This window comes from Aliiroseovarius zhejiangensis, from assembly GCF_014656375.1.
GTDB classification, from domain to species: Bacteria; Pseudomonadota; Alphaproteobacteria; order Rhodobacterales; family Rhodobacteraceae; genus Aliiroseovarius; species Aliiroseovarius zhejiangensis.
Genome location: NZ_BNCH01000005.1, coordinates 36072 through 61912, shown reverse-complemented (window position 1 = coordinate 61912; position 25841 = coordinate 36072). Strand labels below are relative to the sequence as shown.

At 61.3% G+C, this 25841-nt stretch carries 27 protein-coding genes and 1 riboswitch; of the genes, 16 read left to right on the top strand and 11 right to left on the bottom strand.

Features of this window, described 5'->3' with window-relative positions; genetic code table 11:
• Positions 1 to 65: 65 nt before the first annotated feature.
• Genes mtgA through queG form a run of 3 tightly spaced genes read left to right on the top strand, consistent with a single transcriptional unit; the run spans position 66 to position 2563 of the window.
• Positions 66 to 806 carry a monofunctional biosynthetic peptidoglycan transglycosylase gene (gene mtgA, locus IE188_RS11890; RefSeq protein WP_191286727.1) on the top strand — a complete coding sequence of 247 codons (741 nt, stop codon included), beginning with the start codon at positions 66 to 68 and terminating at the stop codon, positions 804 to 806.
• 54 nt (positions 807 to 860) lie between these two features.
• Entirely contained in the window at positions 861 to 1526 is a 666-nt protein-coding gene (gene fzlA, locus IE188_RS11885) for an FtsZ-binding protein FzlA (protein WP_191286726.1), read from the top strand.
• A complete protein-coding gene (queG, locus tag IE188_RS11880) occupies positions 1523 to 2563 on the top strand; it encodes a tRNA epoxyqueuosine(34) reductase QueG (RefSeq protein ID WP_229836774.1) in 1041 nt (346 codons plus the stop codon). The genes fzlA and queG overlap by 4 nt, the downstream gene beginning before the upstream one ends.
• Here queG and IE188_RS11875 read toward each other — a convergent pair.
• Together IE188_RS11875 and IE188_RS11870 are read right to left on the bottom strand one after the other, a co-directional pair.
• On the bottom strand, positions 2560 to 2997 hold the full coding sequence (locus IE188_RS11875) for a hypothetical protein (protein ID WP_191286724.1): 438 nt from the start codon (positions 2995 to 2997) through the stop codon (positions 2560 to 2562). The genes queG and IE188_RS11875 overlap by 4 nt on opposite strands.
• A 65-nt stretch (positions 2998 to 3062) precedes the next feature.
• The gene (locus IE188_RS11870) at positions 3063 to 3929 is read right to left on the bottom strand and encodes a branched-chain amino acid aminotransferase (protein WP_191286723.1); all 867 of its coding nucleotides are present in this window, start codon (positions 3927 to 3929) and stop codon (positions 3063 to 3065) included.
• A gap of 177 nt (positions 3930 to 4106) precedes the next feature.
• Between IE188_RS11870 and IE188_RS11865 the strand changes: the two genes are divergently transcribed.
• Genes IE188_RS11865 through dxs form a run of 6 tightly spaced genes read left to right on the top strand, consistent with a single transcriptional unit; the run spans position 4107 to position 9338 of the window.
• Entirely contained in the window at positions 4107 to 4613 is a 507-nt protein-coding gene (locus tag IE188_RS11865) for a MarR family winged helix-turn-helix transcriptional regulator (protein ID WP_191286722.1), read from the top strand.
• The gene (locus IE188_RS11860; RefSeq protein ID WP_191286721.1) at positions 4606 to 5307 is read left to right on the top strand and encodes a response regulator; all 702 of its coding nucleotides are present in this window, start codon (positions 4606 to 4608) and stop codon (positions 5305 to 5307) included. The genes IE188_RS11865 and IE188_RS11860 overlap by 8 nt, the downstream gene beginning before the upstream one ends.
• 58 nt (positions 5308 to 5365) lie before the next feature.
• Positions 5366 to 6301: a histone deacetylase family protein gene (locus IE188_RS11855; RefSeq protein WP_191286720.1), complete on the top strand. Its 936-nt coding sequence runs from the start codon at positions 5366 to 5368 to the stop codon at positions 6299 to 6301.
• Entirely contained in the window at positions 6298 to 6540 is a 243-nt protein-coding gene (locus tag IE188_RS11850; protein WP_191286719.1) for an exodeoxyribonuclease VII small subunit, read from the top strand. Before IE188_RS11855 ends, IE188_RS11850 begins: the two co-directional genes overlap by 4 nt.
• Positions 6541 to 7395: a polyprenyl synthetase family protein gene (locus tag IE188_RS11845; RefSeq protein WP_191286718.1), complete on the top strand. Its 855-nt coding sequence runs from the start codon at positions 6541 to 6543 to the stop codon at positions 7393 to 7395.
• A gap of 14 nt (positions 7396 to 7409) precedes the next feature.
• Positions 7410 to 9338, top strand: a complete 1929-nt coding sequence (dxs, locus tag IE188_RS11840) for a 1-deoxy-D-xylulose-5-phosphate synthase (protein ID WP_191286717.1) — start codon at positions 7410 to 7412, stop codon at positions 9336 to 9338.
• Here the strand turns inward: dxs and IE188_RS11835 are convergent.
• The gene (locus IE188_RS11835; protein ID WP_191286716.1) at positions 9335 to 10168 is read right to left on the bottom strand and encodes an SDR family oxidoreductase; all 834 of its coding nucleotides are present in this window, start codon (positions 10166 to 10168) and stop codon (positions 9335 to 9337) included. The genes dxs and IE188_RS11835 overlap by 4 nt on opposite strands.
• A 95-nt stretch (positions 10169 to 10263) precedes the next feature.
• On the opposite strand from IE188_RS11835, the gene ade reads away from it, so the two are divergent.
• The 4 genes from ade to IE188_RS11815 all read left to right on the top strand — a co-directional run bounded on the left by ade (position 10264) and on the right by IE188_RS11815 (position 14939).
• Entirely contained in the window at positions 10264 to 12069 is a 1806-nt protein-coding gene (ade, locus tag IE188_RS11830) for an adenine deaminase (protein ID WP_191286715.1), read from the top strand.
• Positions 12069 to 13553: an AMP nucleosidase gene (locus IE188_RS11825; protein ID WP_191286714.1), complete on the top strand. Its 1485-nt coding sequence runs from the start codon at positions 12069 to 12071 to the stop codon at positions 13551 to 13553. The genes ade and IE188_RS11825 overlap by 1 nt, the downstream gene beginning before the upstream one ends.
• Positions 13554 to 13691: 138 nt before the next feature.
• Positions 13692 to 13979: an HU family DNA-binding protein gene (locus IE188_RS11820; protein WP_191286713.1), complete on the top strand. Its 288-nt coding sequence runs from the start codon at positions 13692 to 13694 to the stop codon at positions 13977 to 13979.
• An 84-nt stretch (positions 13980 to 14063) separates the two neighbouring features.
• On the top strand, positions 14064 to 14939 hold the full coding sequence (locus IE188_RS11815) for a DMT family transporter (protein WP_191286712.1): 876 nt from the start codon (positions 14064 to 14066) through the stop codon (positions 14937 to 14939).
• 73 nt (positions 14940 to 15012) lie between these two features.
• Here the strand turns inward: IE188_RS11815 and aroC are convergent, their stop codons facing one another.
• Positions 15013 to 16119, bottom strand: coding sequence for a chorismate synthase (gene aroC / locus IE188_RS11810; protein ID WP_191286711.1), 1107 nt, complete (start codon positions 16117 to 16119; stop codon positions 15013 to 15015).
• A 63-nt stretch (positions 16120 to 16182) separates the two neighbouring features.
• Positions 16183 to 17139, bottom strand: coding sequence for a DMT family transporter (locus IE188_RS11805; RefSeq protein WP_191286710.1), 957 nt, complete (start codon positions 17137 to 17139; stop codon positions 16183 to 16185).
• A gap of 97 nt (positions 17140 to 17236) precedes the next feature.
• Positions 17237 to 17342, top strand: a riboswitch (TPP riboswitch).
• A gap of 36 nt (positions 17343 to 17378) precedes the next feature.
• On the opposite strand from IE188_RS11805, the gene thiB reads away from it, so the two are divergent.
• The 3 genes from thiB to IE188_RS11790 are packed head-to-tail and all read left to right on the top strand — an operon-like array spanning position 17379 to position 20622.
• Positions 17379 to 18374 carry a thiamine ABC transporter substrate binding subunit gene (thiB, locus tag IE188_RS11800; protein WP_191286709.1) on the top strand — a complete coding sequence of 332 codons (996 nt, stop codon included), beginning with the start codon at positions 17379 to 17381 and terminating at the stop codon, positions 18372 to 18374.
• Between the two features lie 3 nt (positions 18375 to 18377).
• The gene (locus IE188_RS11795; RefSeq protein WP_191286708.1) at positions 18378 to 19943 is read left to right on the top strand and encodes a thiamine/thiamine pyrophosphate ABC transporter permease ThiP; all 1566 of its coding nucleotides are present in this window, start codon (positions 18378 to 18380) and stop codon (positions 19941 to 19943) included.
• Complete coding sequence (locus IE188_RS11790; protein ID WP_191286707.1) at positions 19930 to 20622, top strand: thiamine ABC transporter ATP-binding protein; 693 nt, start codon at positions 19930 to 19932, stop codon at positions 20620 to 20622. Before IE188_RS11795 ends, IE188_RS11790 begins: the two co-directional genes overlap by 14 nt.
• A 67-nt stretch (positions 20623 to 20689) precedes the next feature.
• Here IE188_RS11790 and IE188_RS11785 read toward each other — a convergent pair whose 3' ends face one another.
• The 6 genes from IE188_RS11785 to mtaB all read right to left on the bottom strand — a co-directional run bounded on the left by IE188_RS11785 (position 20690) and on the right by mtaB (position 25841).
• Complete coding sequence (locus IE188_RS11785) at positions 20690 to 21487, bottom strand: cytochrome c1 (protein ID WP_191286706.1); 798 nt, start codon at positions 21485 to 21487, stop codon at positions 20690 to 20692.
• 17 nt (positions 21488 to 21504) lie between these two features.
• Positions 21505 to 22818 (bottom strand): cytochrome b, encoded by a 1314-nt coding sequence (petB, locus tag IE188_RS11780; RefSeq protein ID WP_191286705.1) that lies wholly within the window; start codon positions 22816 to 22818, stop codon positions 21505 to 21507.
• A gap of 11 nt (positions 22819 to 22829) precedes the next feature.
• Entirely contained in the window at positions 22830 to 23393 is a 564-nt protein-coding gene (petA, locus tag IE188_RS11775) for a ubiquinol-cytochrome c reductase iron-sulfur subunit (RefSeq protein WP_191286704.1), read from the bottom strand.
• 215 nt (positions 23394 to 23608) lie between these two features.
• Complete coding sequence (locus IE188_RS11770; protein ID WP_191286703.1) at positions 23609 to 24211, bottom strand: glutathione S-transferase; 603 nt, start codon at positions 24209 to 24211, stop codon at positions 23609 to 23611.
• A gap of 3 nt (positions 24212 to 24214) precedes the next feature.
• Positions 24215 to 24493, bottom strand: coding sequence for a hypothetical protein (locus tag IE188_RS11765; protein ID WP_191286702.1), 279 nt, complete (start codon positions 24491 to 24493; stop codon positions 24215 to 24217).
• An 85-nt stretch (positions 24494 to 24578) separates the two neighbouring features.
• A complete protein-coding gene (gene mtaB / locus IE188_RS11760; protein ID WP_191286701.1) occupies positions 24579 to 25841 on the bottom strand; it encodes a tRNA (N(6)-L-threonylcarbamoyladenosine(37)-C(2))-methylthiotransferase MtaB in 1263 nt (420 codons plus the stop codon).

Genomic DNA, 25841 nt, shown 5'->3' with positions numbered 1-25841 from the left:
TTCATGCCCCGCCTTCGTCCGATGCCCATCTTGACCGGATCGGCGCGGCGTGGTCTGAAAGATACGTGGCAAGAGCAGCAAAAAAGAAGCCGGCGGGCAAAAAGAAGGCGTCGAAGAAAAAGCGCATAAAGCTTCATCCGATTGATTGGATCAAGCTGTGGATCAAGCGTGTGTTTTTGGCGGCCTGCTGCTTCTTTGCTCTGGGCATCGTGGGCTATGCCTTCATCGACCCCCCAACGACACCACATATCATAAGCGAAAAGATGCGGTTGGGCTGGGCGGATCGGCAATGGGTCGATCTGGATGAAATAGCGCCGGTGATGGCGCGATCTGTCGTGGCGGCCGAGGATGCAAATTTCTGCCGTCACTGGGGCTTTGATATGCGTGCCATTCGGGCTGCGATTGACGATGGCGGGTCGCGCGGGGCATCGACGCTGACGCAGCAGGTGGTGAAGAACGTTTACCTCTGGCATGGGCGGTCATGGCCGCGCAAGGCACTGGAGGCGACGATCACCCCGTTCGTCGAGCTCGTGTGGACCAAGCGGCGGATCATCGAAGTCTATCTGAACGTGGCCGAATTTGACGAAGGCGTGTTTGGTGTCGAAGCCGCCGCGCGCCATTATTTCGGTGTCGCGCCCGAGAAACTGACCGCCGTGCAGGCTGCGCGTCTGGCGGCACTTTTGCCCAACCCGAAGGAACGGTCCGCCTCGCGCCCGTCGCCATTTGTGCGCAAACGCGCGCAATCCATCATGGATGGAGCGGCCACGATCCGCGCGGATGGGCGGGCTGCCTGTTTCGAGGATTGATCCCGTGACCCAAACGCGGCAATACGGGACAAGGAACAACGGCTGATACACACCATGAACCGACTATTTCACGTCCCCCTTTCCCCTTTCTGCCGCAAGGTGCGCCTGTCGCTTGCCGAAAAGAAGATCGAGGTTGAACTGGTCGAGGAGAAGTACTGGGAAAGAAGCTCGGACTTCCTGCGTCGCAACCCGGCGGGCAAGGTTCCGATCCTGAAGATCGACGGCAAGTTGCTGAGCGAGAGCGGCCCGATCTGCGAATATATCGAAGAACGCTTCCCCGACCCTGCGCTTCTGCCTGATGATCCCGAAGCTCGTTACGAGGTGCGCCGACTGGTCAGTTGGTTCGATGACAAATTTCACAACGAGGTGACGTCGAACCTGCTGTATGAGCGGGTGAACAAGAAGGTGATGGGGGCAGGTTATCCCGAAAGCCGCAACATCAAGGCCGGCGCGAAGGCGATCAAGTATCATCTGGACTATATGGGCTGGTTGTTGGAGCAGCGCCGCTGGCTGGCAGGCAACACGATGACGTTGGCCGACTTTGCGGCCGCGGCGCATCTGTCGTCACTGGATTACATCAGCGATGTGGACTGGAACCGGAACGAAAACGTGCGCGAATGGTATGCCAAGATCAAATCGCGCCCGGCCTTCCGGTCGATCCTGGCCGACCAGATCCCCGGCTTTCCGCAGCCACCGCATTACGCGGATCTGGACTTTTGACCGCCGAGATCCGGCAGGCCATCACAGATCAAGCCCTGAACGAAGGTTTCGCGCGCGCGGGGTTCTGCCGCCCTGACAGCGTGCCCCAGATCGCCGAGCAGCTGGAAACCTATGTCTCTGAAGGGCGGCATGGCGATATGGGCTGGATGGGCGAACGGATGCACTGGCGCGGCAACCCCGCCGCCTTGTGGCCCGAGGCGCGCACCGTCATCATGCTGGCCGAACCCTACACGCCGTCGCACGATCCGATGGACGTGATCGGAATGCCCGACCGCGCTGCGATCAGCGTTTATGCGCAGAACCGAGACTACCACGATATCGTCAAGAAACGGCTAAAGCGCGTCGGGCGCTGGATGATCGATCAGTTTGGTGGCGAGATCAAAGTGTTCGTGGACACGGCGCCCGTCATGGAAAAACCGCTGGCCGAAGCGGCGGGTCTGGGGTGGCAGGGCAAGCACACGAACCTTTTGTCGCGCGAACTGGGCAACTGGTTCTTTCTGGGTGCGATCTTCACGACGCTTGACCTGCCCGTAGATGCGCCGGGGCATGAGAACTGCGGGTCCTGCACCGCCTGTCTTGAGGCATGCCCGACCGACGCCTTCCCCGCCCCGTTTCAACTGGATGCGCGGCGCTGCATTTCCTATCTGACGATCGAGCATAAAGGGCCGGTGGACGAGCCGCTGCGCTCGCAAATGGGCAATCGCATCTATGGATGTGACGATTGCCTTGCCGCCTGTCCGTGGAACAAGTTCGCGGTCGCGGCGTCAGAGATACGCTATGCCGCGCGTGACGATCTGGTGGCCCCGAAGCTGGCGGAGCTGGTCAGTTTCGATGACGCGGGTTTTCGGGCCCATTTTTCCGGCAGTCCGATCAAGCGGATCGGATTGTCACGATTCCTGCGCAATGTGCTGTATGCGATTGGCAATTCAGGGGATGCATCCTTGCTGCCCCACGCGCAAATCCATGTGGACCACGCAGATCCGGTGGTGGCGGATGCTGCGCGCTGGGCTGTGGGCAAGCTTTCTGCGATCCCCTAGTTCGCAGGGGCGTTTGGCGGACGGGTCGAAACCATGTGATAGGCCATGATCGCGGCGTTCACCCCCTTGACGGCCTTGTCTTTCGGAAAGGGGCCAATTCGCGAGGCCCCGACCACGAACAGCACCGATGTGGCCTCCCCGGTGTTGTCGGTCACGATGACACGCAGATCGACTTGCTTGATGTCGAAGGCTTGCACCAGAGATTGTGCGAACGTGTCGCTGGGTTCGGCTTCCTGCGCGCGGTTCCAGGACAGATGTGCGACCACTTCCGATGCGGTGGCATTTTCGTGTTCGGTCAGGGCAGATTTCGTAATACCCAGCGGTCGCAAGGTTGGGTCGTTGGTATGGTGATACCACGCCAGCGCCACCACGCTGGGCAGGGCGATCACGCCGATGATCACCGCCAGCAATCTGACCCCACGCCGCGCAAACATGCCCCTCTCCTATCCTGCGTTATGGGCAGGATAGGGTGGGCAGGTTCACGAAATGTTAAAGGGTGCTAGCTGCGCACCAGCTTTTCATAGCTTTCCGCAATTTCGCGGGTCAGCGCGCCGACTTCAAATGTATGTTCACCGATTTGGCCCACAGGCGTCACTTCTGCGGCTGATCCGGTCAGCCAGCATTGTTCAAACCCTTCCAGCTCTTCCGGCATGATGTGGCGTTCATGCACCGCGATGCCCCGGTCTTTCAGCATCCCGATCACGGTCTGACGGGTCAGCCCGTTCAGGATCGCATCGGGCAGCGGTGTGTGCACTTCACCATCCTTCACGAAGAAGACGTTGGCCCCGGTCGCTTCGGCCACGTAACCGCGATAATCCATGAACAGCGCGTCCGAGCAGCCCTTGGCTTCGGCCGCGTGCTTGGACATGGTGCAGATCATGTAAAGACCGGCGGCTTTTGCGGCAGTGGGGATGGTTTCGGGGGACGGGCGTTTCCATTTGGCAATGTCCAGCTTTGCCCCCTGCATCTTGGCATCGCCATAGTAATCCCCCCAGGCCCAGGCGGCCACGGCCATGCGCACCGGGTTGCGCGCGGAGGAAACCCCCATGTCTTCGCCAGCACCGCGCCACGCCACGACGCGCACATAGGCGTTGGTCAGACCGTTCGCCTCGACCACGGCCCGCTTTGCGGCCTCGATCTCGTCAACCGTATAGGGGATGGGCATGTCCATCATCTCGCCCGATTTCAGCAACCGTTCCGAATGCTTGCGTGACAGGAAAATCTTGCCATCATACAGCCGCTCGCCCTCGAACACCGAGGACGCATAGTGCAGCGCGTGGGTCAGAATATGCACATTCGCATCACGCCAATCGACCAACTGGTCGTCCATCCAGATCTTGCCATCACGGTCGTCATATCCGCTCATCTTCCTGTCCTTTCCAGTCTGTCGCCCTTAGGCATGTTTGCAAAAGTTGCGCAGATTAGGTCCGTATCGGATATTAAATTACGCAAAATCAGCATTTCGCTAACAATTGATTCTTGGAAAGTCAACAACACTGACATAAAACTGGACCCTGTAACATGAATTGTGATGAGGCCGGCAATGGCGGACACGCAGACACCGGGCGGACAGACGCTGCTGTTTCTGACGGACGAACAGCTGCGCAAAGGGATCGAGGCGATGTTCTTTGCCTATCGTGGGTTTACCGCCGATCCTGACCGGATCTTGGAAGAATACCGTCTGGGGCGGGCGCATCACCGGGCGTTGCATTTCATCAGCCGCGCGCCGGGCACCACCGTGAACAACCTGTTGTCCATTCTGGGCGTGACCAAGCAATCGCTGAACCGTGTGTTGCGCACCCTGATCGACGACGGGCTTGTCGAAAGCCGCGTGGGCACCCGCGACAAGCGCGAACGGCACTTGTTCCTGACCGAAAGCGGCGCGGCGCTGGAGCAAGAGCTGTCCACCGCGCAACGCGAGCGGATGCGGCAGGCCTATCGCGAAGCCGGACCAGAGGCCGTCCAGGGGTTTCGCACCGTGCTTGAGGCGATGATGGACCCGGAACTGCGCCATCATTTCAACAGAACCAGGGATGATGGCGATGAGTGATATGACCGAAGCCCATCTGCTGATCGTGGATGACGATGAACGCATTCGCCGTTTGTTGCAGAAATACCTGATCCGGCAGGGCTTCTGGGTCAGCGCCGCGCGGGACGCGAGCCACGCGAGACGCTTGCTGGAAGGGCTGGATTTCGACCTGATCGTGATGGATGTGATGATGCCGGGCGAAGACGGGATCAGCCTGACCCGATCCCTGCGCGAAAACCTGACGACGCCGATCCTGCTTCTGACCGCCAAGGGCGACACCGGGGACCGGATCAAGGGGTTGGAAGCCGGTGCGGATGATTATCTGGCGAAACCGTTCGAGCCGAAAGAGCTTTTGCTCAGGATCAATGCGATCCTGCGTCGCGTGCCGGTTGTCTCGGATGAGGTCATGCCAAAGGTTCTGAACCTGGGCGACAAGCATTATGACACCGAACGGGGCGAGCTTTGGTGCGGCGATGACCTTGTGCGCCTGACGGCGACCGAATCGCAGTTGATGCGCATCTTCTCGGCGACGCCCGGTGATGCGGTCAGCCGCGCGTCTCTTGTGGAGCAGCTTGGCCGCGATCAGGGGCAGGCACAGGAACGCGCTGTGGATGTGCAGATTACCAGGTTGCGGCGCAAGTTGGAGGTTGACCCCAAACAGCCCCGTTATCTGCAAACGGTGCGCGGTGCAGGGTATATGCTGGCACCGGATTGATTGTCGCGGCGGTGCGCATTGCCTTGTTGATCGGGGCGGATTGTCCTAGCGTCGCGCCATGACAACACTGCTTTACACGCACCCCGTGTGCCACGAACACGTGACGCCGCCGGGCCACCCTGAACAGGTCGCGCGGCTTGAGGCGATCGAACGGTCCCTGTCGTCGCCCGAATTTGCGGCGTTGGACCGTCGTCGTGCGCCGATGGGCACCCTGGATCATGTGCGCCTTGGGCATTCGCGGCGATATTTTGAGAAGCTCGATGATGCCGCACCGGTCGAAGGCTGGACGCAACTGGATGGTGACACGTTCATGGCACCCGGATCGCTGGAGGCTGCGTTTCGGGCAATCGGGGCGAATGTGGCTGCAATAGACACTGTTATGGCTGGCAAAGCGCAGAATGCTTTCGTCGCCTGTCGCCCGCCGGGGCACCATGCCGAAAAGGCAAACCCGATGGGGTTTTGCTTGTTTTCCACCGTCGCGATTGCCGCGCGCTATGCGGCAGAACATCATGGGCTTGACCGGATTGCGGTGCTTGATTTCGACGTGCATCACGGCAATGGCACGCAGGACGTGTTGTGGCATGAATCGCGGGTGCGGTTCGTGTCGTCGCACCAGATGCCGCTTTACCCCGGCTCGGGCGGCCTGCATCAGAAGGGGGCGTTCGGACAGATCATCAATATTCCGTTGGAAGAAGCAACGGGCGGTGAGGTGATGCAAGAAGCGTGGGAAAAGGTATTTTCCGGTGTGTTAGAGCCTTATGAACCGCAACTGGTGCTGGTGTCCGCGGGCTTCGACGCGCATCGGCGCGACCCGTTGGCGGGGCTGCAATGGGAAACCGAGGATTTTGCCTGGATGGCGCATCGGATCTGCGATCTGGCGGACAAATGCTGCGAAGGCCGGGTGGTATCGTCGCTTGAGGGCGGCTATGATCTTCAGGCCCTTGGCGACAGCGTCGGGGCCTATGTTAACGTGATGATGGAGCGAGGGGCATGAGCGACAAACCCGTAGGCGAAATGAGTTTCGAAGAGGCCATGCGCGCGCTGGAAGCCGTGGTCGGCCAGTTGGAGCGTGGCGATGTCGCGCTGGAAGACTCGATCAAGCTTTATGAACGCGGCGCCGAGCTGAAAGCACGGTGCGAGAAGAAGCTGAAGGAAGCCGAAGAAAAGGTGGCCGCTATCACGCTGGACCCCAACGGAACGCCGACGGGCGCAACGCCGGTCGAAGGTCTGTAAATGTTTCAGCAAAGGCTGACGGAAACCAGCGGACTGGCGCGGGCTTGTCTGCACGATGCGATTCGGAATGACGGCGTGTTGGCTGAGGCGATGCGCTATGCCACGGCTGGCGGCAAAGGGTTGCGCGGGTTTCTGGTGATGGAGAGCGCACGGCTGCACGGTGTGAGCGATCAAAGATCCGTCCGGCCCGCCGCCGCGATCGAGGCAGTTCACGCCTATTCGTTGGTGCATGATGATCTGCCGTGCATGGATGATGATGACCTGCGTCGCGGGCTGCCGACCGTTCACAGGAAATGGGACGAAGCAACAGCAGTGTTGGTCGGGGATGCTTTGCAGACCCTTGCGTTCGAGCTGCTGACACATGACGCCGTGGGCGATGCGCGAGTTGAATTGATTGCGACCCTTGCGCGCGCCGCCGGGCAGGCGGGAATGGTTCATGGTCAGGCGTTGGACATTGCTGCGGAAACCGCGCCGATACCGCTGAATATTGACGAAATCATCGCGTTGCAGGCCGGAAAAACCGGTGCGCTGATCCGCTGGTCGGCCGAAGCGGGGGCGCTGATGGCAAGTGCCGACCCCGCGCCAATGCGTGACTATGCCACCGCAATGGGTCTGGCCTTTCAGATCGCCGATGACATTCTGGATGTCGAAGGGAATGCCCAGACAGTTGGCAAGGCGGTTGGCAAAGATGCCGATGCCGGCAAGGCGACGTTCGTATCCTTGCTGGGGCTGAATGCGGCGAAAACCCGCGCAGCCGAACTTGTGGAACAAGCCTGTGACGCGTTGGCCCCCTATGGTCAGGATGCCGAAACCTTGCGGGAGGCCGCCCGTTTCGTTATCCAGCGCGACAGATAGGCAGCGGGGCGCAGATGGCCGACACACCCGAGACACCCATTCTTGATCGCATATCGGTTCCGGCCGACATGAAATCCCTGTCCGACCGCGAGCTTGTGGCGCTGGCCAAAGACGTGCGGGCCGAGACGATTTCGGCGGTCTCCGAGACCGGCGGGCATCTGGGCGCGGGGTTGGGCGTGGTTGAACTGACCGTCGCGCTGCACGCGGTCTTTGATACGCCGCGTGACCGGATCATCTGGGACGTGGGCCATCAATGCTATCCTCACAAGATCCTGACGGGTCGCCGCGACCGCATCCGCACCCTGCGGTGCGAGGGCGGGTTGTCCGGCTTCACCAAACGGTCGGAAAGCCCGTTTGATCCGTTCGGGGCGGGGCACAGCTCGACCTCGATCTCGGCGGCGCTGGGCTTTGCGGTGGCGCGTGATCTGGGCGGTGCGCCGGAGCACGGCATCGGCGACGCGATTGCCGTCATTGGCGACGGGTCTATGTCGGCAGGCATGGCGTTCGAGGCGATGAACAACGCGGGTCATCTGGGTCGCCGTCTGTTCGTGATTCTGAACGACAACGAAATGTCCATCGCACCGCCGGTGGGTGCGATGTCCAGTTACCTGAGCCGCCTCTATGCAGGCGAGCCGTTTCAGGAATTGAAAGCCGCCGCCAAGGGCGCCGTCAGCCTGTTGCCGGAACCCTTCCAAGAAGGTGCGCGCCGGGCCAAGGAAATGGTCAAGTCGATGACCGTCGGCGGCACGTTGTTCGAAGAGCTGGGATTTTCCTATGTCGGCCCGATTGATGGCCATGACATGGAAAGCCTGTTGTCGATCCTGCGCACGGTGCATGACCGCGCCACCGGTCCGATGCTGATCCATGTGATCACCAAGAAGGGCAAGGGATACGCCCCCGCCGAAGCCGCACGCGATCGTGGTCACGCGACGGCCAGGTTCGACGTGTCCAGCGGCAAGCAGCACAAGGCGCCGTCAAATGCGCCCAGCTATACCTCGGTCTTTGGCAAGACGCTGGTTGATCTGGCGGGCAAGGATGACAAGGTGTGCGCCGTAACGGCGGCGATGCCGGACGGCACCGGGCTGAACCTGATGGCCGAACGCTATCCGTCGCGGTGCTTTGACGTAGGGATTGCCGAACAGCATGGCGTGACCTTCTCAGCAGCATTGGCAGCAGGCGGGATGAAACCTTTCTGCGCGATGTATTCGACTTTCCTTCAGCGTGGCTATGATCAGGTTGTGCATGACGTGGCGGTGCAACGCCTTCCCGTGCGCTTTGCCATCGACCGCGCCGGGCTTGTGGGGGCGGATGGCGCCACCCATGCGGGTAGTTTTGACATCGCTTTCCTGTCCAACCTGCCCGGAATGGTGGTGATGGCAGCGGCAGACGAAGCAGAGTTGATGCACATGGTCGCAACCGCCCATGCGATCAACGACGGACCATGCGCCTTCCGTTATCCGCGCGGCGAAGGTGTGGGCGTTGACCTTCCCGAACAGGGCGAGGTGTTGGAGATCGGAAAGGGCCGCATGATCCGCGACGGGTCGCGCGTGGCGATCCTGTCCTTCGGCACGCGACTGGCCGAGGTCGAGAAAGCCGCCGAGGCCCTGACCGCCCGCGGGATCAGCCCGACGATCGCCGACGCGCGCTTTGCCAAGCCGCTGGATCGTGATCTGATCCTGAAGCTGGCCGCCGACCACGAGGCGCTAATCACCATCGAGGAAGGCGCGATTGGCGGGTTCGGCAGTCATGTTGCGCAGCTTTTGGCCGATGAGGGCGTGTTTGACACGGGTCTGAAATTCCGGTCGATGGTTCTGCCCGACACGTTCATCGACCACGCCTCGCCTGCGCGGATGTATGAAGAGGCCGGTCTGTCCGCCAAACACATCGAAGCCAAGGTGCTGGACGTGCTGGGCATCGCGCAAATCGGCGAAAAGCGGGCCTAAGCCTCGGCTTTCAGCAGCGCCGCCAATCCGTCCTGATAGGTCGGATAAAGCAGCTTCACCCCCAACTCGTCCTTGATCCGGTCATTTCGCACCCGCTTGCTTTCGGCATAGAAGCTGCGGGCCATGGGGGTCATTTCGGCCGTCTCAAAATCATCGGCAGGGGGGTGGGGCAGGCCCAACAGGTCGGCGGCGTGGGCCAGAACATCTTCGGGCGGGGCGGCATTGTCGTCACAGACATTGTAGATGCGACCGGGGTTCGGATGGGCAATGGACGCCGCCAGCACCTGCGCGATGTCATCGACATGAATGCGCGAAAACACCTGGTTCTTCTTGATGATCCGCCGCGCCGTGCCGCGCCGCACCTTGGCAAATGGGCCACGACCGGGGCCATAGATGCCAGCCAGCCGGAAGATATGCAGGGGCAATCCGGTCTCGGTGGCAAGCTCTTGCCATGCCGCTTCTGCTTCGACCCGCTGCTGACCGCGTTTTGTGGATGGAGCAAGGGGCGTTTCTTCGTCCACCCATCCCCCGTCATGGTCGCCATAAACGCCGGTGGTGGACAGATAGCCCGCCCACTGAAGCTGCGGTGCAGTGCGGGCAATATCGTCTCTAACCTGCCTTAAAACGGGGTCTCCGTCTGCGTCAGGTCCGGCAGAAATCAGAAGATGCGTGGCGCGTGACAACGGCCCGGTAATGTCGTGCCCCGGCCACTGGATCACGTCGGCGCCCGCCTCGCGCGAGGTGCCGATGATGGTGAATTCGTCTTGCAGCAACCGTGCCAGTGCGCGGGCGGAATAGCCGAACCCGAAGATGAAAAGTGTCTTGTCCATGCGCGCAGTATCGCCGTGCGGTCGGGATTGAAAAGCGCAAATGTCAAAGCGTTTTTGGGGGTTGCGCTAACATCGGAATTTAGAACAATGGCTCAATGGAAAACCCAAGTTTCAAATCATGGTCCGACAGTGCGCCTCGACTTGTTGCGGTGGCAGCAGGACGCGAACCCGCCGATCTGGTGATCCGGGGCGGGCGTGTGGTGAATGTGCACACGCGCGAGGTTCTGGATGGCTGGCAGGTTGCGATTGCCGATGGGCGCTTTGCCTATGTCGGCCCAGATGCCGCGCATTGCATCGGTGATGCGACCAAGGTGATCGAGGCGGATGGTCAATACCTGATCCCCGGCCTGTGTGACGCGCATATGCACATCGAAAGCGGCATGCTGACACCGGCCGAATTTGCCCGCGCCGTGATCCCGCATGGCACCACCACCATGTTCACGGATCCGCACGAGATCGCGAATGTGCTGGGGCTGGAAGGTGTGAAACTGATGCATGACGAGGCGCTGTTGCAGCCCGTCAATATCTTCACCCAAATGCCCTCCTGCGCGCCGTCTGCGCCTGGATTAGAGACGACCGGCTATGAAATCACGCCTGATGACGTGGCCGAAGCGATGGAGTGGCCGGGCATCATCGGGCTGGGCGAGATGATGAATTTCCCCGGCGTGGTAAATGGCGACGCCAAGATGCTGGCCGAGATTGCAGCGACACAAAAGGCGGGCAAAACCGTGGGCGGGCATTACGCCAGCCCCGACCTTGGCCCGGCTTTCCATGCCTATGCGGCGGGTGGCCCGGAGGATGATCACGAAGGCACGTGCGAGGCAGACGCCATTGCGCGTGTGCGGCAGGGGATGCGGTCGATGATGCGATTGGGCTCGGCCTGGTATGACGTTGAAACGCAGATCACGGCGGTCACGGAAAAGGGACTAGACCCGCGCAACTTCATCCTTTGCACCGATGATTGCCATTCCGGCACCCTGGTCAATGACGGCCATATGAACCGCGTGGTGCGCCATGCGATTTCCTGTGGATGCGACCCGCTGATCGCACTGCAAATGGCAACGATCAACACCGCGACCCATTTCGGGCTGGAGCGTGAATTAGGCTCTATTACACCCGGACGGCGGGCGGATGTGATCCTGACAGACAACCTGACCACTCTGCCGATCAACCGCGTGATCGCGCGCGGTGTGACGCTGGCCGAGGGCGGAGAGGTCACGGTCGATTGCCCGCATCTGGACTGGCCCGAATATGCGCGCAAGACCGTGCATCTGGGCCGTGTTCTGGACGCCGTGGATTTCGAGATCGCCGCCCCCGAAGGGGCAAATTCTGTCCGCGCCAAGGTGATTGGCGTGGTCGAGAACCAGGCCCCCACCAAAGCGCTGACCCGCGACCTTGGCGTGGTGGATGGCTTGGTGGAAATCGACGAAGCGCAGGATGTGTGCCAGATCGCGCTGGTCGAACGTCACCGCGCGACGGGTGAGGTTGTTAACGGGCTGGTGTCGGGCTTCGGGTATACCGGGCGGATGGCCATCGCCTCGACCGTGGCTCATGACAGTCACCACATGATCGTCGTCGGCACCAGCCGCGAGGATATGGCGCTGGCCGCCAATCGTCTGGGCGAGGTTGGTGGCGGTATCACCGTGTTCAAGGACGGTGAAGAACTGGCGCTGGTTGAGCTTCCGGTCGCGGGGCTGATGTCGGATGCCCCCGCGCGTGAAGTGGCTGCGAAGGCCGATGCCATGGTGGCCGCGATGGCACAATGTGGCTGCACCTTGAACAACGCCTATATGCAGCACTCGCTTCTGGCGCTTGTTGTCATTCCCGAGTTACGTATCTCTGATCTGGGACTTGTGGATGTCACCCAGTTTGAACTGACCAACCTGATCGAGGAGCCTTGATGCCTTCCAACGGAAACGCCATTCCCGTGATCACCCCGCCAGAGCAAGCGCATGAAACCTTCACCGACGCCAGGGCGACGGTGCAACGGTTGAAAGAGCTGTATGCTCAAGCCTGCGCCTTTTTGTGTGAAACATTCGAACAGTCGGTCTCCGGTGACCAGCCTGATATGCGGTATCGCGCCTTTTATCCCGAGATCAGTCTGACCACCACCAGCCATGCCCAGATCGACACACGGCTCAGTTTCGGCCATGTTCCCGCGCCGGGCACCTACAGCACAACGATCACGCGGCCGGATCTGTTCGAGAATTACCTGATCCAGCAGGTGTCTCTGCTTTTGGAGCATCACGGCGTGCCGGTTCAGGTCGGTTGGTCAAACACGCCGATACCGGTGCATTTCGCCGTCGCCAATGACCCGAACATCACTGTTCCGCAAGAAGGCGCGATGCGCTTTCCCCTGCGCGATGTCTTTGACGTGCCGGACCTGTCCAGCACCAATGACGACATCGTCAACGGTGTGGCCCAACCGGGCGAAGACAACGCATCCCCGCTGGCCCCGTTCACCGCGCAGAGGGTGGATTATTCGCTGGCACGCCTGTCGCATTACACGGCCACCAAACCCGAAGATTTCCAGAACCACGTGCTGTTCACCAACTATCAGTTCTACGTCGAGGAATTCGAAGCTTATGCCCGCCAGATGCTGGCCGATCCCGACAGCGGATACACCGCGTTTGTCGGGCCGGGCTATCACACGATAACCGCCCTCGATCAGGAACTGCCGGTTCCTGAAAAACTGCCGCAGATGCCGTCTTATCACCTGAAACGCGCCGATGGGGCGGGGATCACGCTGGTGAATATCGGGGTCGGGCCGTCCAACGCCAAAACCGCGACCGATCACATCGCCGTGCTGCGCCCTCATGCGTGGCTGATGGTGGGTCATTGCGCCGGACTGCGCAACAGCCAGCGTCTGGGGGATTTCGTGCTGGCCCATGCCTATCTGCGCGAGGACAAGGTGCTGGATGACGACCTGCCGATCTGGGTTCCGATCCCACCCCTTGCGGAAATCCAGATTGCACTGGAACAAGCCGTCGCACAGGTGACCGAGCTGGAAGGCTATGAGCTCAAACGCATCATGCGCACCGGCACGGTCGCCTCGCTTGACAACCGGAACTGGGAGTTGCGTGACCAATCCGGCCCGGTGCAGCGGCTCAGCCAGTCGCGCGCCATCGCTCTGGACATGGAAAGCGCCACCATCGCCGCCAACGGATTTCGGTTTCGCGTTCCCTATGGCACGCTTCTATGCGTGTCCGACAAACCCCTGCACGGAGAGCTGAAACTGCCCGGCATGGCGTCCGATTTCTATAAGTCACAGGTGGCACGACATCTGCTGATCGGTATCCAGGCGATGGAAACCCTGCGCGAGATGCCGATCGAACGAATCCACAGCCGGAAACTCAGAAGTTTCGAAGAGACGGCTTTCCTTTAGGGCAACTTGGGTAAAAACAGGGAAAAACCGCGTTTTATTGGGGAAATTGGCACAACAAATCGTTGTGTCCCCCCGCTACATACAGTTAAATGCGCCCGATGAAGCCCAATAAATGGGTAAATGTGAGGAGTGTATTATATGTCGAAACCTATGACGAAGACCCAGCTGGTCGCTGCACTGGCCGAAGAAATGGGCTCGGACAAGAAATCGGCGTCGAGCGCGCTGGACGGTATCATCAACATCATCACCAAGGAAGTGTCCAACGGCGGTGCCGTGACCCTGCCCGGTGTTGGTAAGATCTATTGCCGCGAACGTCCGGCCCGCATGGTGCGCAACCCCGCCACCGGCGAGCAGATCCACAAAGACGCGGACAAGGTCGTGAAAATGACCATCGCAAAGGCTCTGAAAGACAGCGTGAACGGCTGATTTGGCGCCTTCGGGGCTTGTCCCCGCACAGGAATTCGGAAAGGGTCGCCCAAGTGGCGGCCCTTTTCTATTGCCGGAGGTAACATGGATCTGCGCGCGATCTTTATGGGGCTGGCCTTTGCCCTGATGTGGAGCTCGGCTTTCACCTCCGCCCGTATCATCGTGGCGGACGCGCCGCCGCTCTATTCCCTGGCGCTCAGGTTTCTGATTTCCGGCCTGCTGGGCGTGTTCATTGCCCGTGTGCTGGGCCAAAGTTGGAAGCTCACCCGCAACCAATGGCGCGCGGTGATCATCTTCGGCGTTTGCCAAAACGCGCTGTATCTGGGTCTGAATTTCGTGGCGATGCAGTGGATCGAGGCCAGCCTGGCCTCGATCATCGCGTCGACCATGCCATTGATGGTTGCGTTGGCGGGCTGGCTGTTCATGGGCGACCGAATGCGCCCTTTGGCGCTGCTTGGCCTGCTGGCGGGCATCGTGGGGGTCGCGGTAATCATGGGGTCGCGGCTGTCGGGCGGTGTCGATGTGGTTGGCGTCATCCTGTGCTTTGTCGGAGCAGGTGCTTTGACGGCGGCAACCCTTGCTGTGCGCACGGCGTCCTCGGGTGGCAACCTGATGATGATCGTCGGGCTACAGATGTTTGTGGGTTCCGCCGTGTTGGCGGTGGTCGCCGTCTTTCTGGAAAGCCCCGGCTTTGAGCCCAGCCTGCGCCTTGGCCTTGCCTTCAGCTACACGGTGCTGGTGCCCGGCCTTTTGGCCACCTGGGTCTGGTTCGCGCTGGTCAGACGCATTGGCGCGGTCAAGGCGGCCACCTTCCACTTCCTCAACCCGTTCTTCGGCGTCGCCATCGCGTGGCTCTTACTGGGCGAGGCGCTGACGGTGATGGATTTCATCGGCGTCGCCATCATCACCTTCGGCATCCTTGCCGTGCAACTGTCCAAGCAAACGCCCACCCGGCCCTGAAAACCCCCGCTTCTTCTGGCCAGAAATATCCCCGCCGGAGGCCTCAAATCTGCCGGGCACCGCCCGGCGCCCTTCAACCGATCTTGCCGCGCACCCCTTCGCCCATCTGGGCGCGGTGCAGCATGACGTGATCAAGGATGACACAGGCCGCCATCGCCTCGCCCACGGGCACGGCGCGGATGCCCACACAGGGATCATGACGGCCCTTGGTGACCACCTCAATGGGGTCGCCCGATTTGGTGATCGACTGGCGCGGTGTCAGGATGGAACTTGTCGGCTTCACCGCGAAGCGCACAACAATGTCCTGCCCGCTGGAAATCCCACCCAGTATACCGCCCGCGTGGTTCGAAGCGAACACCGGGCCATCATCGCCCATCGAGATTTCATCCGCGTTCTCGGTGCCTTTCAGGCCTGCAGCCGCCATGCCTTCACCAATCTCGACGCCCTTCACGGCGTTGATCGACATCATCGCAGCGGCCAGGTCAGTGTCTAACTTGGCGTAAATCGGGGCGCCCAGACCGGCAGGCGCGCCGCGCACGACGACCTCGACCGCCGCGCCGACGCTGTCATGTTCCTTGGTGCGCAGATGATGCAGGTAATCTTCCCACTCCTTGACGGCGCTATTGTCCGGCAGCCAGAACGGGTTTTGGTCAATCGCGTTCCAGTCAAACTTGTCGCGGTCCAGATGAAGCGCGCCCATCTGGGTCATGTAACCCTTGATCTGAAGTCCCGGCAGCAGCGCCTTCAGCGCCTCGCGCGCCACGCCGCCAGCGGCCACCCGCGCCGCTGTTTCACGCGCCGACGATCGCCCCCCGCCGCGCGGATCGCGGATGCCATATTTCTGCCAATAGGTGATGTCGGCATGACCCGGGCGAAAGGTCTTTTCGATCTCACCGTAATCCTTCGACCGCTGATCGGTGTTTTCGATCATCAACTGGATCGGCGTGCCGGTCGTCTTGCCCTCATACACGCCAGACAGGATGCGGACCTGATCGGGTTCATTGCGCTGGGTGGTGTGCTTGTTCTGACCCGGGCGGCGCTTGTCCAGCCAGACCTGTATCATTTCAGGTTCCAGTGGCACACCGGGGGGGCAACCATCGACCGTTGCACCCAAGGCAGGCCCATGGCTTTCGCCCCATGTGGTGACGCGGAAAATATGGCCGAAACTGTTCATCGACATGCGCAAGCTCCTTCGTTGTCAGGGTGATAGCGAAGGCGCGGGCGAAAGGAAAGCGCGTCGATCTCACTCCGGGTCACGCCGGTGTTTTGGCTGCGGGCTGGGGCCGGTGTCGTAACGCGGGTTCGGATCGCGCAGAAGTGGGCGGCGGATCGAGACGGAGGGGCGGCTTTCGCGCCAGACGATGAAAATACCTGAGGCAATGATCACCGATGCCCCGACGCCGACCCAGGTGTCCGGCAGTTCTCCGAAGAACAGCACACCAAACAGGGTGGCCCAGAGGATCTGGCTGTATTGGCTGGGGGCCACGACTGCGGCGGGTGCGATGCGATAGGCAGCGATGATCATCACCTGTGCCAACACTGACAACACGCCCACGCTGGCAACCAACCCCAGCTCGGTCACGGCCATGGGTTGATAGACAAAGGGCAGCATCACGGCCATGAACAGAATCGAGGACAGCATCGGATAGAGGATCATCACCGCCGTGCGTTCTTCGCCGCCGATCTTGCGCATGATGACGGATCCAAGGCTGGAACCGAACGCCGCGATCAATCCGCAGACATGCCCGAACGAGATCGCGGTAACGCCGGGTCTGAGCACGATCAGAACGCCGATCAATCCGACGATCACCGCCGCCCATCGCTGGGCGCGCACAGGTTCGCCCAGCAGGATGGCCGACATGGCGGTGATCAGAAGGGGCGTCGCGAAAAGCAGTGCATAGACCTCGGCCAGCGGCAGCACGGTAAAGGCGTAAAAGGCGGTCGACATCGCGATGACCGACGTGGCGGATCTGAGCAGGATCAGCCACGGGTGATGCGGGCGGAAGTTGTCGACCTGGCGGTCGGCCAACATCAGCACCGACATCGGCACGAAGGCAAACAGCATCGCGAAGAAGATGATCTGGAACACAGAGAAGTTCACCCCCAGCGCCTTGATGATCGCATCATGGGTCGCAAAGATGGCAAAGGCTGCAAAGGCAAAACCCAGCCCCCTGACGGGCGATTGTGAGACGTCCGACATGTTCGGCTCCGATATGGTGGGTGTTAGCGGTCACATTGCCGATTGCCGCCCTTACGTCAAGGGGGGCTTGCCAAGTTGGGCCAAACCCGTCAGGTATGGCGTCACCTCGGGGGGCCGGAGCGAACCGGCTGAGATGCAGATCATGCGGACCCGTTGAACCTGAACCGGCTAGAACCGGCGGAGGGAAGGTAATTTGGATGCCCCAAATGCCACTCCGTCCGGCGCATTTGGAGGATGCCATGAAACAGACCCTTTCATTTGTCGCAGGACTTGCACTGACGGCCACGGCAGCGACCGTGGCGACGGCGGAAACGCCCGTGCTTCAAGTCTATGCCCCCGATTACTTCGCGTCCGAATGGGGCCCGGGCCCCGGGATCGAGCAGGGGTTTGAGGCGCAGTGCAGTTGCGACCTGCAATTCATCACCGGCGACGTGCTGCCGCGCATCCTGCTGGAGGGCGAGCGGACGGAAGCCGATGTGGTCATTGGCCTGAACACCGATGTCACCGCACGGGCGCGGGCGACCGGCCTGTTTGCGCCCCATGGGCAGGATGTCAGCGGTCTGACCATGCCCGTTGACTGGACCGATGATGTGTTCCTGCCGTTCAACTATGGCTACACCGCGTTCATCTATGACAACACCAAGATGGAAACCCCGCCCGCCAGTTTCGAGGCGCTGCTGGACATGCCGGATGATGTGAAAATCGTTCTGCAAGACCCGCGCAGTTCGATCTCCGGTCTGGCCCTGCTTCTGTGGGTCAAGGCGATCTATGGCGATGACGCGCCGCAGGCGTGGGAGCGGCTGGCCCCGAAGGTCCTGACCGTGACGCAAGGGTGGTCGGAAAGCTATGGCATGTTCACGGATGGCGAAGCGGACATGGTGCTGTCCTACACCACCTCGCCCGCCTATCACATCATCGCCGAAGACGACATGACCAAGTCGGCGGCGATCTTCGAGGAAGGTCATTACCTGTTCGTCGAACTGGCGGCGAAGCTGAAAACCACCGATCAGCCAGAGCTGGCAAGCGCCTTCATGGACTATGTGCTGAGCGAAGAGTTCCAGAAGGCGATCCCGACCGCGAACTGGTCTTACCCGTCGAAGCTGGATGAGTCGCTTCTGCCCGAGAAGTTCGAGCTGCTGGGTGTGCCCGGCAAGGCCATCTTTTTCCCCGAGGACGAAGCCGAAGCCCTGCGCAAGCCTGCGCTGGACGAATGGCTTGCGGCGTTCTCGAAATAAATGATGCGGTCGGGCCGGACAGATCGCCCCATCTGGGTGTCGCACTGGCCCGGCCTTCTGGCTGTCCTGTTGCTGGTCGTGCTGGTGTTCGGCACGCTTGTCGCCGTCATTCTCAGGGCCGATGGCGGGCGCGGTCTTGGTCCGTCGGATTGGGCCGCGATCCGGTTCACGTTGTGGCAGGCGGCGCTGTCGGCAGGGGTCAGTGTGGTGCTGGCCATACCCGTGGCGCGCGCCTTGGCCCGCCGCTCGTTTCCGGGGCGTCGATTGCTCGTTACCTTGCTGGGCGCCCCCTTCATTCTGCCGATCATCGTCGCCGTGCTGGGCCTGATTGCTGTCTTTGGACGCAACGGCATCATCAGCGCGGCGCTGGGCGTGATGGGGGGCGAGCCGATCTCGATTTACGGCTATCACGGGGTCATTCTGGCCCATGTGTTCTTCAACCTGCCGCTGGCAACGCGCCTGATCCTGCAAGGCTGGCTGTCGATCCCGGCCGAACGCTTCCGCCTGGCTGCATCGCTTGGCATGGGTCCCCGCGACATTGCGCGCACATTGGAGCGCCCGATGCTGCGCGAGGTGATCCCCGGCGCGTTTCTGGTGATTTTCCTGATCTGTCTGACCTCCTTCGCCGTGGCACTGGCGCTGGGTGGGGGGCCGCGGGCGACCACGGTCGAACTGGCCATCTATGAGGCATTCAAGTTCGATTTCGACCTTGGCCGCGCGGCGCTGCTGGCGTTGATACAGTTCGCGATGGGGGCGGGGGCAGCCCTGATCGCGTTCCGGGTCGCCATTCCGGGCGACATGGGGGCGGGTCTTGATCGCGCGGTGCAGCGGTGGGACGATACGCGGGCGCAGCGCGTCATGGATGTGGTGGCCGTGACCTTGGCCAGCCTTTTTCTGCTGCTGCCCCTGACCATGGTCATCGTCGATGGGGCGCCGGGGCTTCTGACCTTGCCCGCATCCGTATTTCAGGCGGCGGCTCGGTCCCTTATGGTGGCTTTCGGATCGGCCCTGCTGACCCTGGCACTTGCTTTGCCGATCGCGGCGCTCGTCGTGCAGCGCGGCGCGTGGCTGGTCGAAGGGTTGGGCTATCTGACCATTGCGGCCTCGCCTCTGGTGGTGGGAACGGGGCTGTTCCTGATCCTGTTTCCTTTCGTGAAACCATCGGATCTTGCTTTGCCGGTCACGGCGGTGGTGAACGCGGCGATGAGCCTGCCTTTCACCCTACGCGCGCTTGTGCCGGCGCTGAGGCAGATCGAAAAGGATTACGGCAGGCTGGCAGACGGGCTGGGCCTGCACGGGCTAACGCGGGTGCGATTGTTATGGTTGCCACGATTGCGACGCCCACTCGGGTTTGCGCTTGGGTTGGCGGCGGCGCTGTCGATGGGTGACCTTGGCGTCATCGCGATGTTCGCCGCGCCCGATGGGGTGACATTGCCCTTGCAGCTTTATCGCCTGATGGGGGCCTATCGGATGGATGACGCGGCAGCGGCGGCGGTGCTGCTGCTGGGCCTGTCGCTGTGCCTGTTCTGGATCTTTGACCGAGGGGGTCGCGTGAATGCTGACGATTGAAAACGCGCGCGTTGACATGGGGGATTTTACCCTGAGCGCCGATCTGCATGTGAACCGGGGCGAGCGGGTGGCGGTTCTGGGGCCATCCGGGGCGGGGAAGTCCACCTTGCTGGCCATGATCGCCGGCTTCCAGCCGCTGAGCGACGGGGTGATCCGTTGGCAAGGGACGGTGATGCCCAACGATCCCGCGGATCGACCCATCAGCATGGTGTTTCAGGACAACAACCTGTTTCCGCACCTGACCGTGGCGCAGAATGTCGGGTTGGGATTGCGGCCCGATTTGCGGCTGACGGCCGAGGATACCTCGCGGGTCGGGGCGGCCTTGGCGCGGGTCGGGCTTGGCGGGAAGGAAGGGCGCAAGCCCGCGCAACTGTCGGGTGGGCAGATTGCACGGGTCGCCTTGGCGCGGGTGCTTTTGCGGGATCGACCGTTGCTGCTTCTGGATGAACCGTTCGGGGCGCTTGGACCGGCCTTGCGCGCCGAGATGTTGGAACTCGTGGGCGAGTTGGCCGCCGAGACCAAGGCGACATTCTTGATGGTCAGCCACAACCCCGAAGATGCCCGGTTGATGTCGGACGAAGTTATTCTGGTCGAAGGGGGGACCGCCCACGCGCCGGTGCCGACACCGGAGATCTTCGCGAATCCGCCAGACGCTCTGCGGGATTATCTTGGCGGCTAGATGGGGCGGCCGAACTAAAGAAAAAGGGCGCCAAGGGGCGCCCTTTTCTGTTCATTGGTCGATCTGATTACAGATCAAGCTGCTTGCCCTTGTGCGGTGCCCAGAGCTTCTTGTTTGTCAGATACAGAAGCGAGGTCAGCAGCACCAGAAGCAGGACCGACACGAAGCCAGCCTGTTTGCGGGCCATCATCTTCGGTTCTGCGGTCCACATCAGGAAGGCGGCAACATCTTCGGCCATGTGATGGGCCGAGTTGTTGTGACCGTCATCATAGTCGACCAGACCGTCTTCCAACTGCGGAGGCATCGACACCCAGCCGCCCGGAAAGGCGGTGTTGCCATAAAGGACGCTGCCCGCAACCTCGTCTTCTTCACCATTGAAGCCCAGCAGGAAGCTGGCGATGTATTCCGCACCACCCATGCCGCGGAACAGCTGGTTCAGACCGGTGCCCGCAGGGCCATGAAACCCTGCGCGGGCCTTGGCCATCAGGGACAAGTCCGGCCCCATGCCTTCGCCCGATACGGTGGGGAAGAAATCCGACGGTTTGCGCGGGCGGTCATCCTCAAGCTCTTCATCATAAATGGTGAAGTTCTCGGCGGCATAGGCACGCACTTCGTCTTCGGTGTAGTGCGGACCGCCGGGGTCGGCCAGCGTGCGCAGCGGCACATATTTCAGGCCGTGGCAGGCCGCGCAGACCTCGGTATAGACCTTCAGGCCGCGGCGCAGCTGTTCCTGGTCATAGGTGCCAAACGGCCATTCGAACGAAAACGCGATGTCCTCGATATGGCCTTCATCGCCGGCTGCCGACGCGCCACCAGTGGTCAGCGCCAGCGCGACAAGGGCGGATGTTGCGAGTTTCTTGATCATTGATCCTCGATCCTTTCTCACTCGGCTGCGCCGGGATAGTGGGCTTTGAAGTCTTCCTCGATGGTGGCCGGGGGCGTGGTCGGTTTTTCGAACAGGCCCAGAAGCGGCAGGATCACCAGGAAGTAAGCGAACCAGTATGTGGCGCCGATCAGCGAAATCCAGTCATGCGGGAAGTTCGTGTCGCGTGCCCCGACCCACATCAGAACGATGAAGTCGATGACCAGCAGGCGGAACCACCACTTGAACGCCGGACGATACTGACCCGAGCGGACCGACGAGGTGTCGAGCCACGGGGCCAGCGCCATCACGAAGATCGCGCCGAACATCGCCAGCACGCCGAAGAACTTCGCATCGACAATGCCGCCGGTCAGGAAGCTGACCGCTTGCACGGCCCACACATCAGCGGTGAAGGCGCGCAGGATCGCGTAGAAGGGCAGGTAATACCATTCCGGCACGATATGCGCAGGCGTCGCCAGCGGGTTGGCTTCGATATAGTTGTCGGGGTGGCCCAGATAGTTGGGCATGAAGCCGACAATGGCGAAGAAGATGATCAACACGATGCCAAGGCCAACAAGGTCTTTGATGACGAAATAGGGCCAGAAGGGCAGGGTGTCTTTCTCGGCCTCTTCTTTCGAGCCACGACGCACTTCGACACCGGTCGGGTTGTTGTTGCCCGTGGTGTGGAAGGCCCAGATGTGAACGGCGACCAGAGCTGCGATCACGAAGGGCAGCAGATAGTGCAGCGAGAAGAAGCGGTTAAGCGTGGCGTTGTCCACAGCCGGTCCGCCCAGCAGCCAGGTTTGCAGGCCTTCACCGATGAACGGGATGGCGCCAAACAGGCCGGTGATGACGGTTGCACCCCAGAAGGACATTTGACCCCAGGGCAGAACATAGCCCAGGAAGCCGGTCGCCATCATCATCAGATAGATCAGCATGCCGATGATCCATGTGACTTCGCGCGGGGCTTTATAGGAACCATAGAACAGGCCGCGGAAGATGTGGATATAGACGGCCACGAAGAACAGCGAAGCGCCGTTGGCGTGGATATAGCGCAGCATATGCCCGCCATTCACGTCGCGCATGATGTGTTCGATGGACGCGAACGCCATGTCGACATGCGGCGTGTAGTGCATCACCAGAATGATGCCGGTCACGATTTGCATCACCAGACAGAAGGTCAGGACGATGCCCCAGATCCACCACCAGTTCAGGTTCTTGGGCGTGGGGATCATCAGGGTGTCATACAGCAGGCCAACAACGGGAAGCCGCTTGTTCAGCCATTTTTCGAACCCGGTCTTGGGCTCGTAGTGGTCATGAGGAATTCCGGACATGTAAGCCTCCCTTAGCCCAGCTTGATTGTCGTTTCGTCGACAAATTCGGCGACGGGAACGGGCAGGTTTTCAGGTGCCGGACCCCTGCGGATGCGGCCAGATGCGTCATAGTGCGAGCCGTGGCAGGGGCAATACCAACCGCCGAAATCGCCAGCACCGTCGCCCAGCGGCACACAGCCAAGGTGGGTACAGACGCCCATCATGACCAGCCATTCGCCTGCTTCGTCCATGGAGCGGTTTTCATCGGCAGCCGACAGGGATGCGTCGACATTGGCGTTGCGGGCCTTGTCGTCCGGCAGGGCGGCGTCATCATCGGCGCGGGCGGCGGCGATTTCCTCTTCGGTGCGGCGACGGATAAAGACCGGTTTGCCCAGCCATTTCACCGTGATCTGGCTGCCGACTTCGACACCCGAAATATCCACACGGATCGAGCTGAGCGCCTTCACGTCAGCCGAGGGGTTCATTTGATCAACGAGCGGCCAAACTGCGACGCCGGCCGTAACGGCTGCGGCACCACCGGTGGCGTAATAAAGGAAATCCCGGCGGGTTCCTTGGTGGTCGTCGGCTTGTGACAAGAGCGCATCTCCCTAGCTAGGTCGCAAAATTGCAACCGACACGACAAAAGACCGCCCAAGAAAGCAGTCCGTTTCGCGGCTGTTTATCCAAGGAATTGCGCCCAGTCCAGAAGTCATTAGGGCGCAGGGGCGGCTTTTCAAGGTTATGTTGCCGCAGTTAGCGCGCAAAGGCGGAAAAACTTCGTGAAATACCGGCGTGATCGGGGCCGGGCGACTCAGGCAGGTGTCGTGGCTTTGAAACTGTCGCGCGTGGAAAACACCGCGAACCAGTCGTCCAGCGCATCACGCCCCTTGCGCCATTCCCGGTCCGCATGGCGGAAATCCAGATAGCCCAGGGCACAGCCCACGGCGATTTGCCCCATATCCAGCGGACCGGACAAATGGCTCATCCAGCGGGTGTTCAGTGCGTCCAGCGCGCCTTCGATCTTGCCCCATTGGGCATCCATCCAGCCACCGAACTGCATGTCTTCGGGTCGGCAGCGGTTTTCGTAGACCATCAGGACGCCCGCATCCATGATCGCATCGCCTGTCGCTTCAAGGATCAGCACGTCCCATATCCGGCTTTCAGGATAAAGCGTGCCACCGGCGCGTGCGTCCAGATAACGCGTCACCACGCGGCTATCATAAAGGGTCGGCCCGTCGCTGCGGATCAGGGCGGGGATTTTCGACATCGGATTGGCTGCGGTCAGTTGCGGATTGGGCGCAGTGGGGGAGGAGATGACCTCAACCAACTCCACATTGTCCTGCTGACCCGTCTCGATGATCACCATACGGGCCTTGCGCGCAAAGGGGGACGCGGGCGAGGTAATAAGTTGCACGGGTCAGACCTTTCGAAATCGAATGCGGGTCAAGCTGACGGCGTCAATCTCGATCCCCGGTCCGGCGTCGCCAAACCGAATCACGCGCCGCATCCGTGCGGTTGCGTTCACCTGTTCATTGTCGCGCCGGGCAGTGACGCCTTCGGGCGCATCATCCAGCGCGTCCTCGTGACGCTGATCGCGCCGCCCCCGCTCGATCGAACGGGCGAAAGCATATGCGGCGACGGCAACAGAGCCATAGCGGATGGCAAAGGCCGCAATAGGGGCAAGTGGTAGGGGCATGTGATCCTCCTTCACATTAAATGTAGGGAGGCCGAGGCCATATGTCTATGATTCCACGATGCGCAGCGGATGGTCGCCGACCTGTTCAGGCCAGCAATTGGCCGCCCGTGATCCCCTTGGGTGTGACCGTGACGATCGCGCCCTCGATCTGCGGGGTCCGGAACACGACTTCTGCGAATTGTTCGGTGCGGCCCATGGTGGGGTTTTCCATCAAAACACGGTGCTGCTGCCCGACCTGGGCAGCCAGATGCCGTTTGGCCTGCGCATCACCCGCTGCGCGCAGGCGGGCGGCACGGTCCTTGATGATCGCGCCGTTGATTTGCGAGGGGATTTTCGCGGCTGGCGTGCCGTCGCGTTTGGAATAGGGAAAGACGTGCAGCCATGTCAGGTCGCAATCCGTGACCAGTTTCAGGCTGTTTTCAAAATGCGCCTCGGTTTCGGTCGGGAAGCCAGCGATGATATCCGCGCCGAACGTGATGTCGGGGCGCAGGCGGCGGGCTTCTTCGCAAAAGGCAATTGCGTCGTCGCGCAGGTGGCGGCGCTTCATCCGTTTCAGGATCAGGTCATCGCCATGTTGCAGGCTCAGGTGCAAATGCGGCATCAAGCGCGGCTCGGACGCGATGGCCAGCATCAGGTTGTCATCCGCCTCGATCGAGTCGATCGAGCTGATGCGCAAGCGCGGCAGGTCGGGCACAAGGCGCAGGATTCGCATGACCAGATCGCCCAGACGCGGTTCACCGGGCAGGTCGGCGCCCCAGCTTGTCAGGTCGACGCCGGTCAGGACGACCTCGTTGAACCCTTTATCCACAAGGCGCTTGATCTGGTCGACCACAACACCTGCGGGCACAGACCGAGAATTGCCCCGGCCATAGGGGATGATACAAAAGGTGCAGCGGTGATCGCAGCCGTTTTGCACCTGCACATAGGCACGAGACCGGGTGCCGAACCCGTCGATCAAATGACTGGCGGTTTCGGTCACGGACATGATGTCATTGACCTGCACCCGTTCGGTGTCGCCGATCAGATCGGGGGCAAGGCCTGCCCAGGTCGCAGGTTCCATCTTTTCGTGATTACCGATCACGGCATCCACCTCGTCCATTGCGGCGAAAGTTTCAGGTTCTGTCTGTGCGGCGCAGCCGGTGACGATGACCTTGGCGTCGGGGTTTTCGCGCCGCAGCTTGCGGATTTCCTGACGCGCCTTGCGCACGGCCTCGGCCGTCACGGCGCAGGTGTTGACCACGACCGCACCTTCAACGCCCGCCTCGTCCGCCAGACGCTTCATCGCCTCGGTCTCATAGGCGTTCAGGCGACAGCCCAGTGTCGCAAAGACGGGGGGTGTCGCACCCAT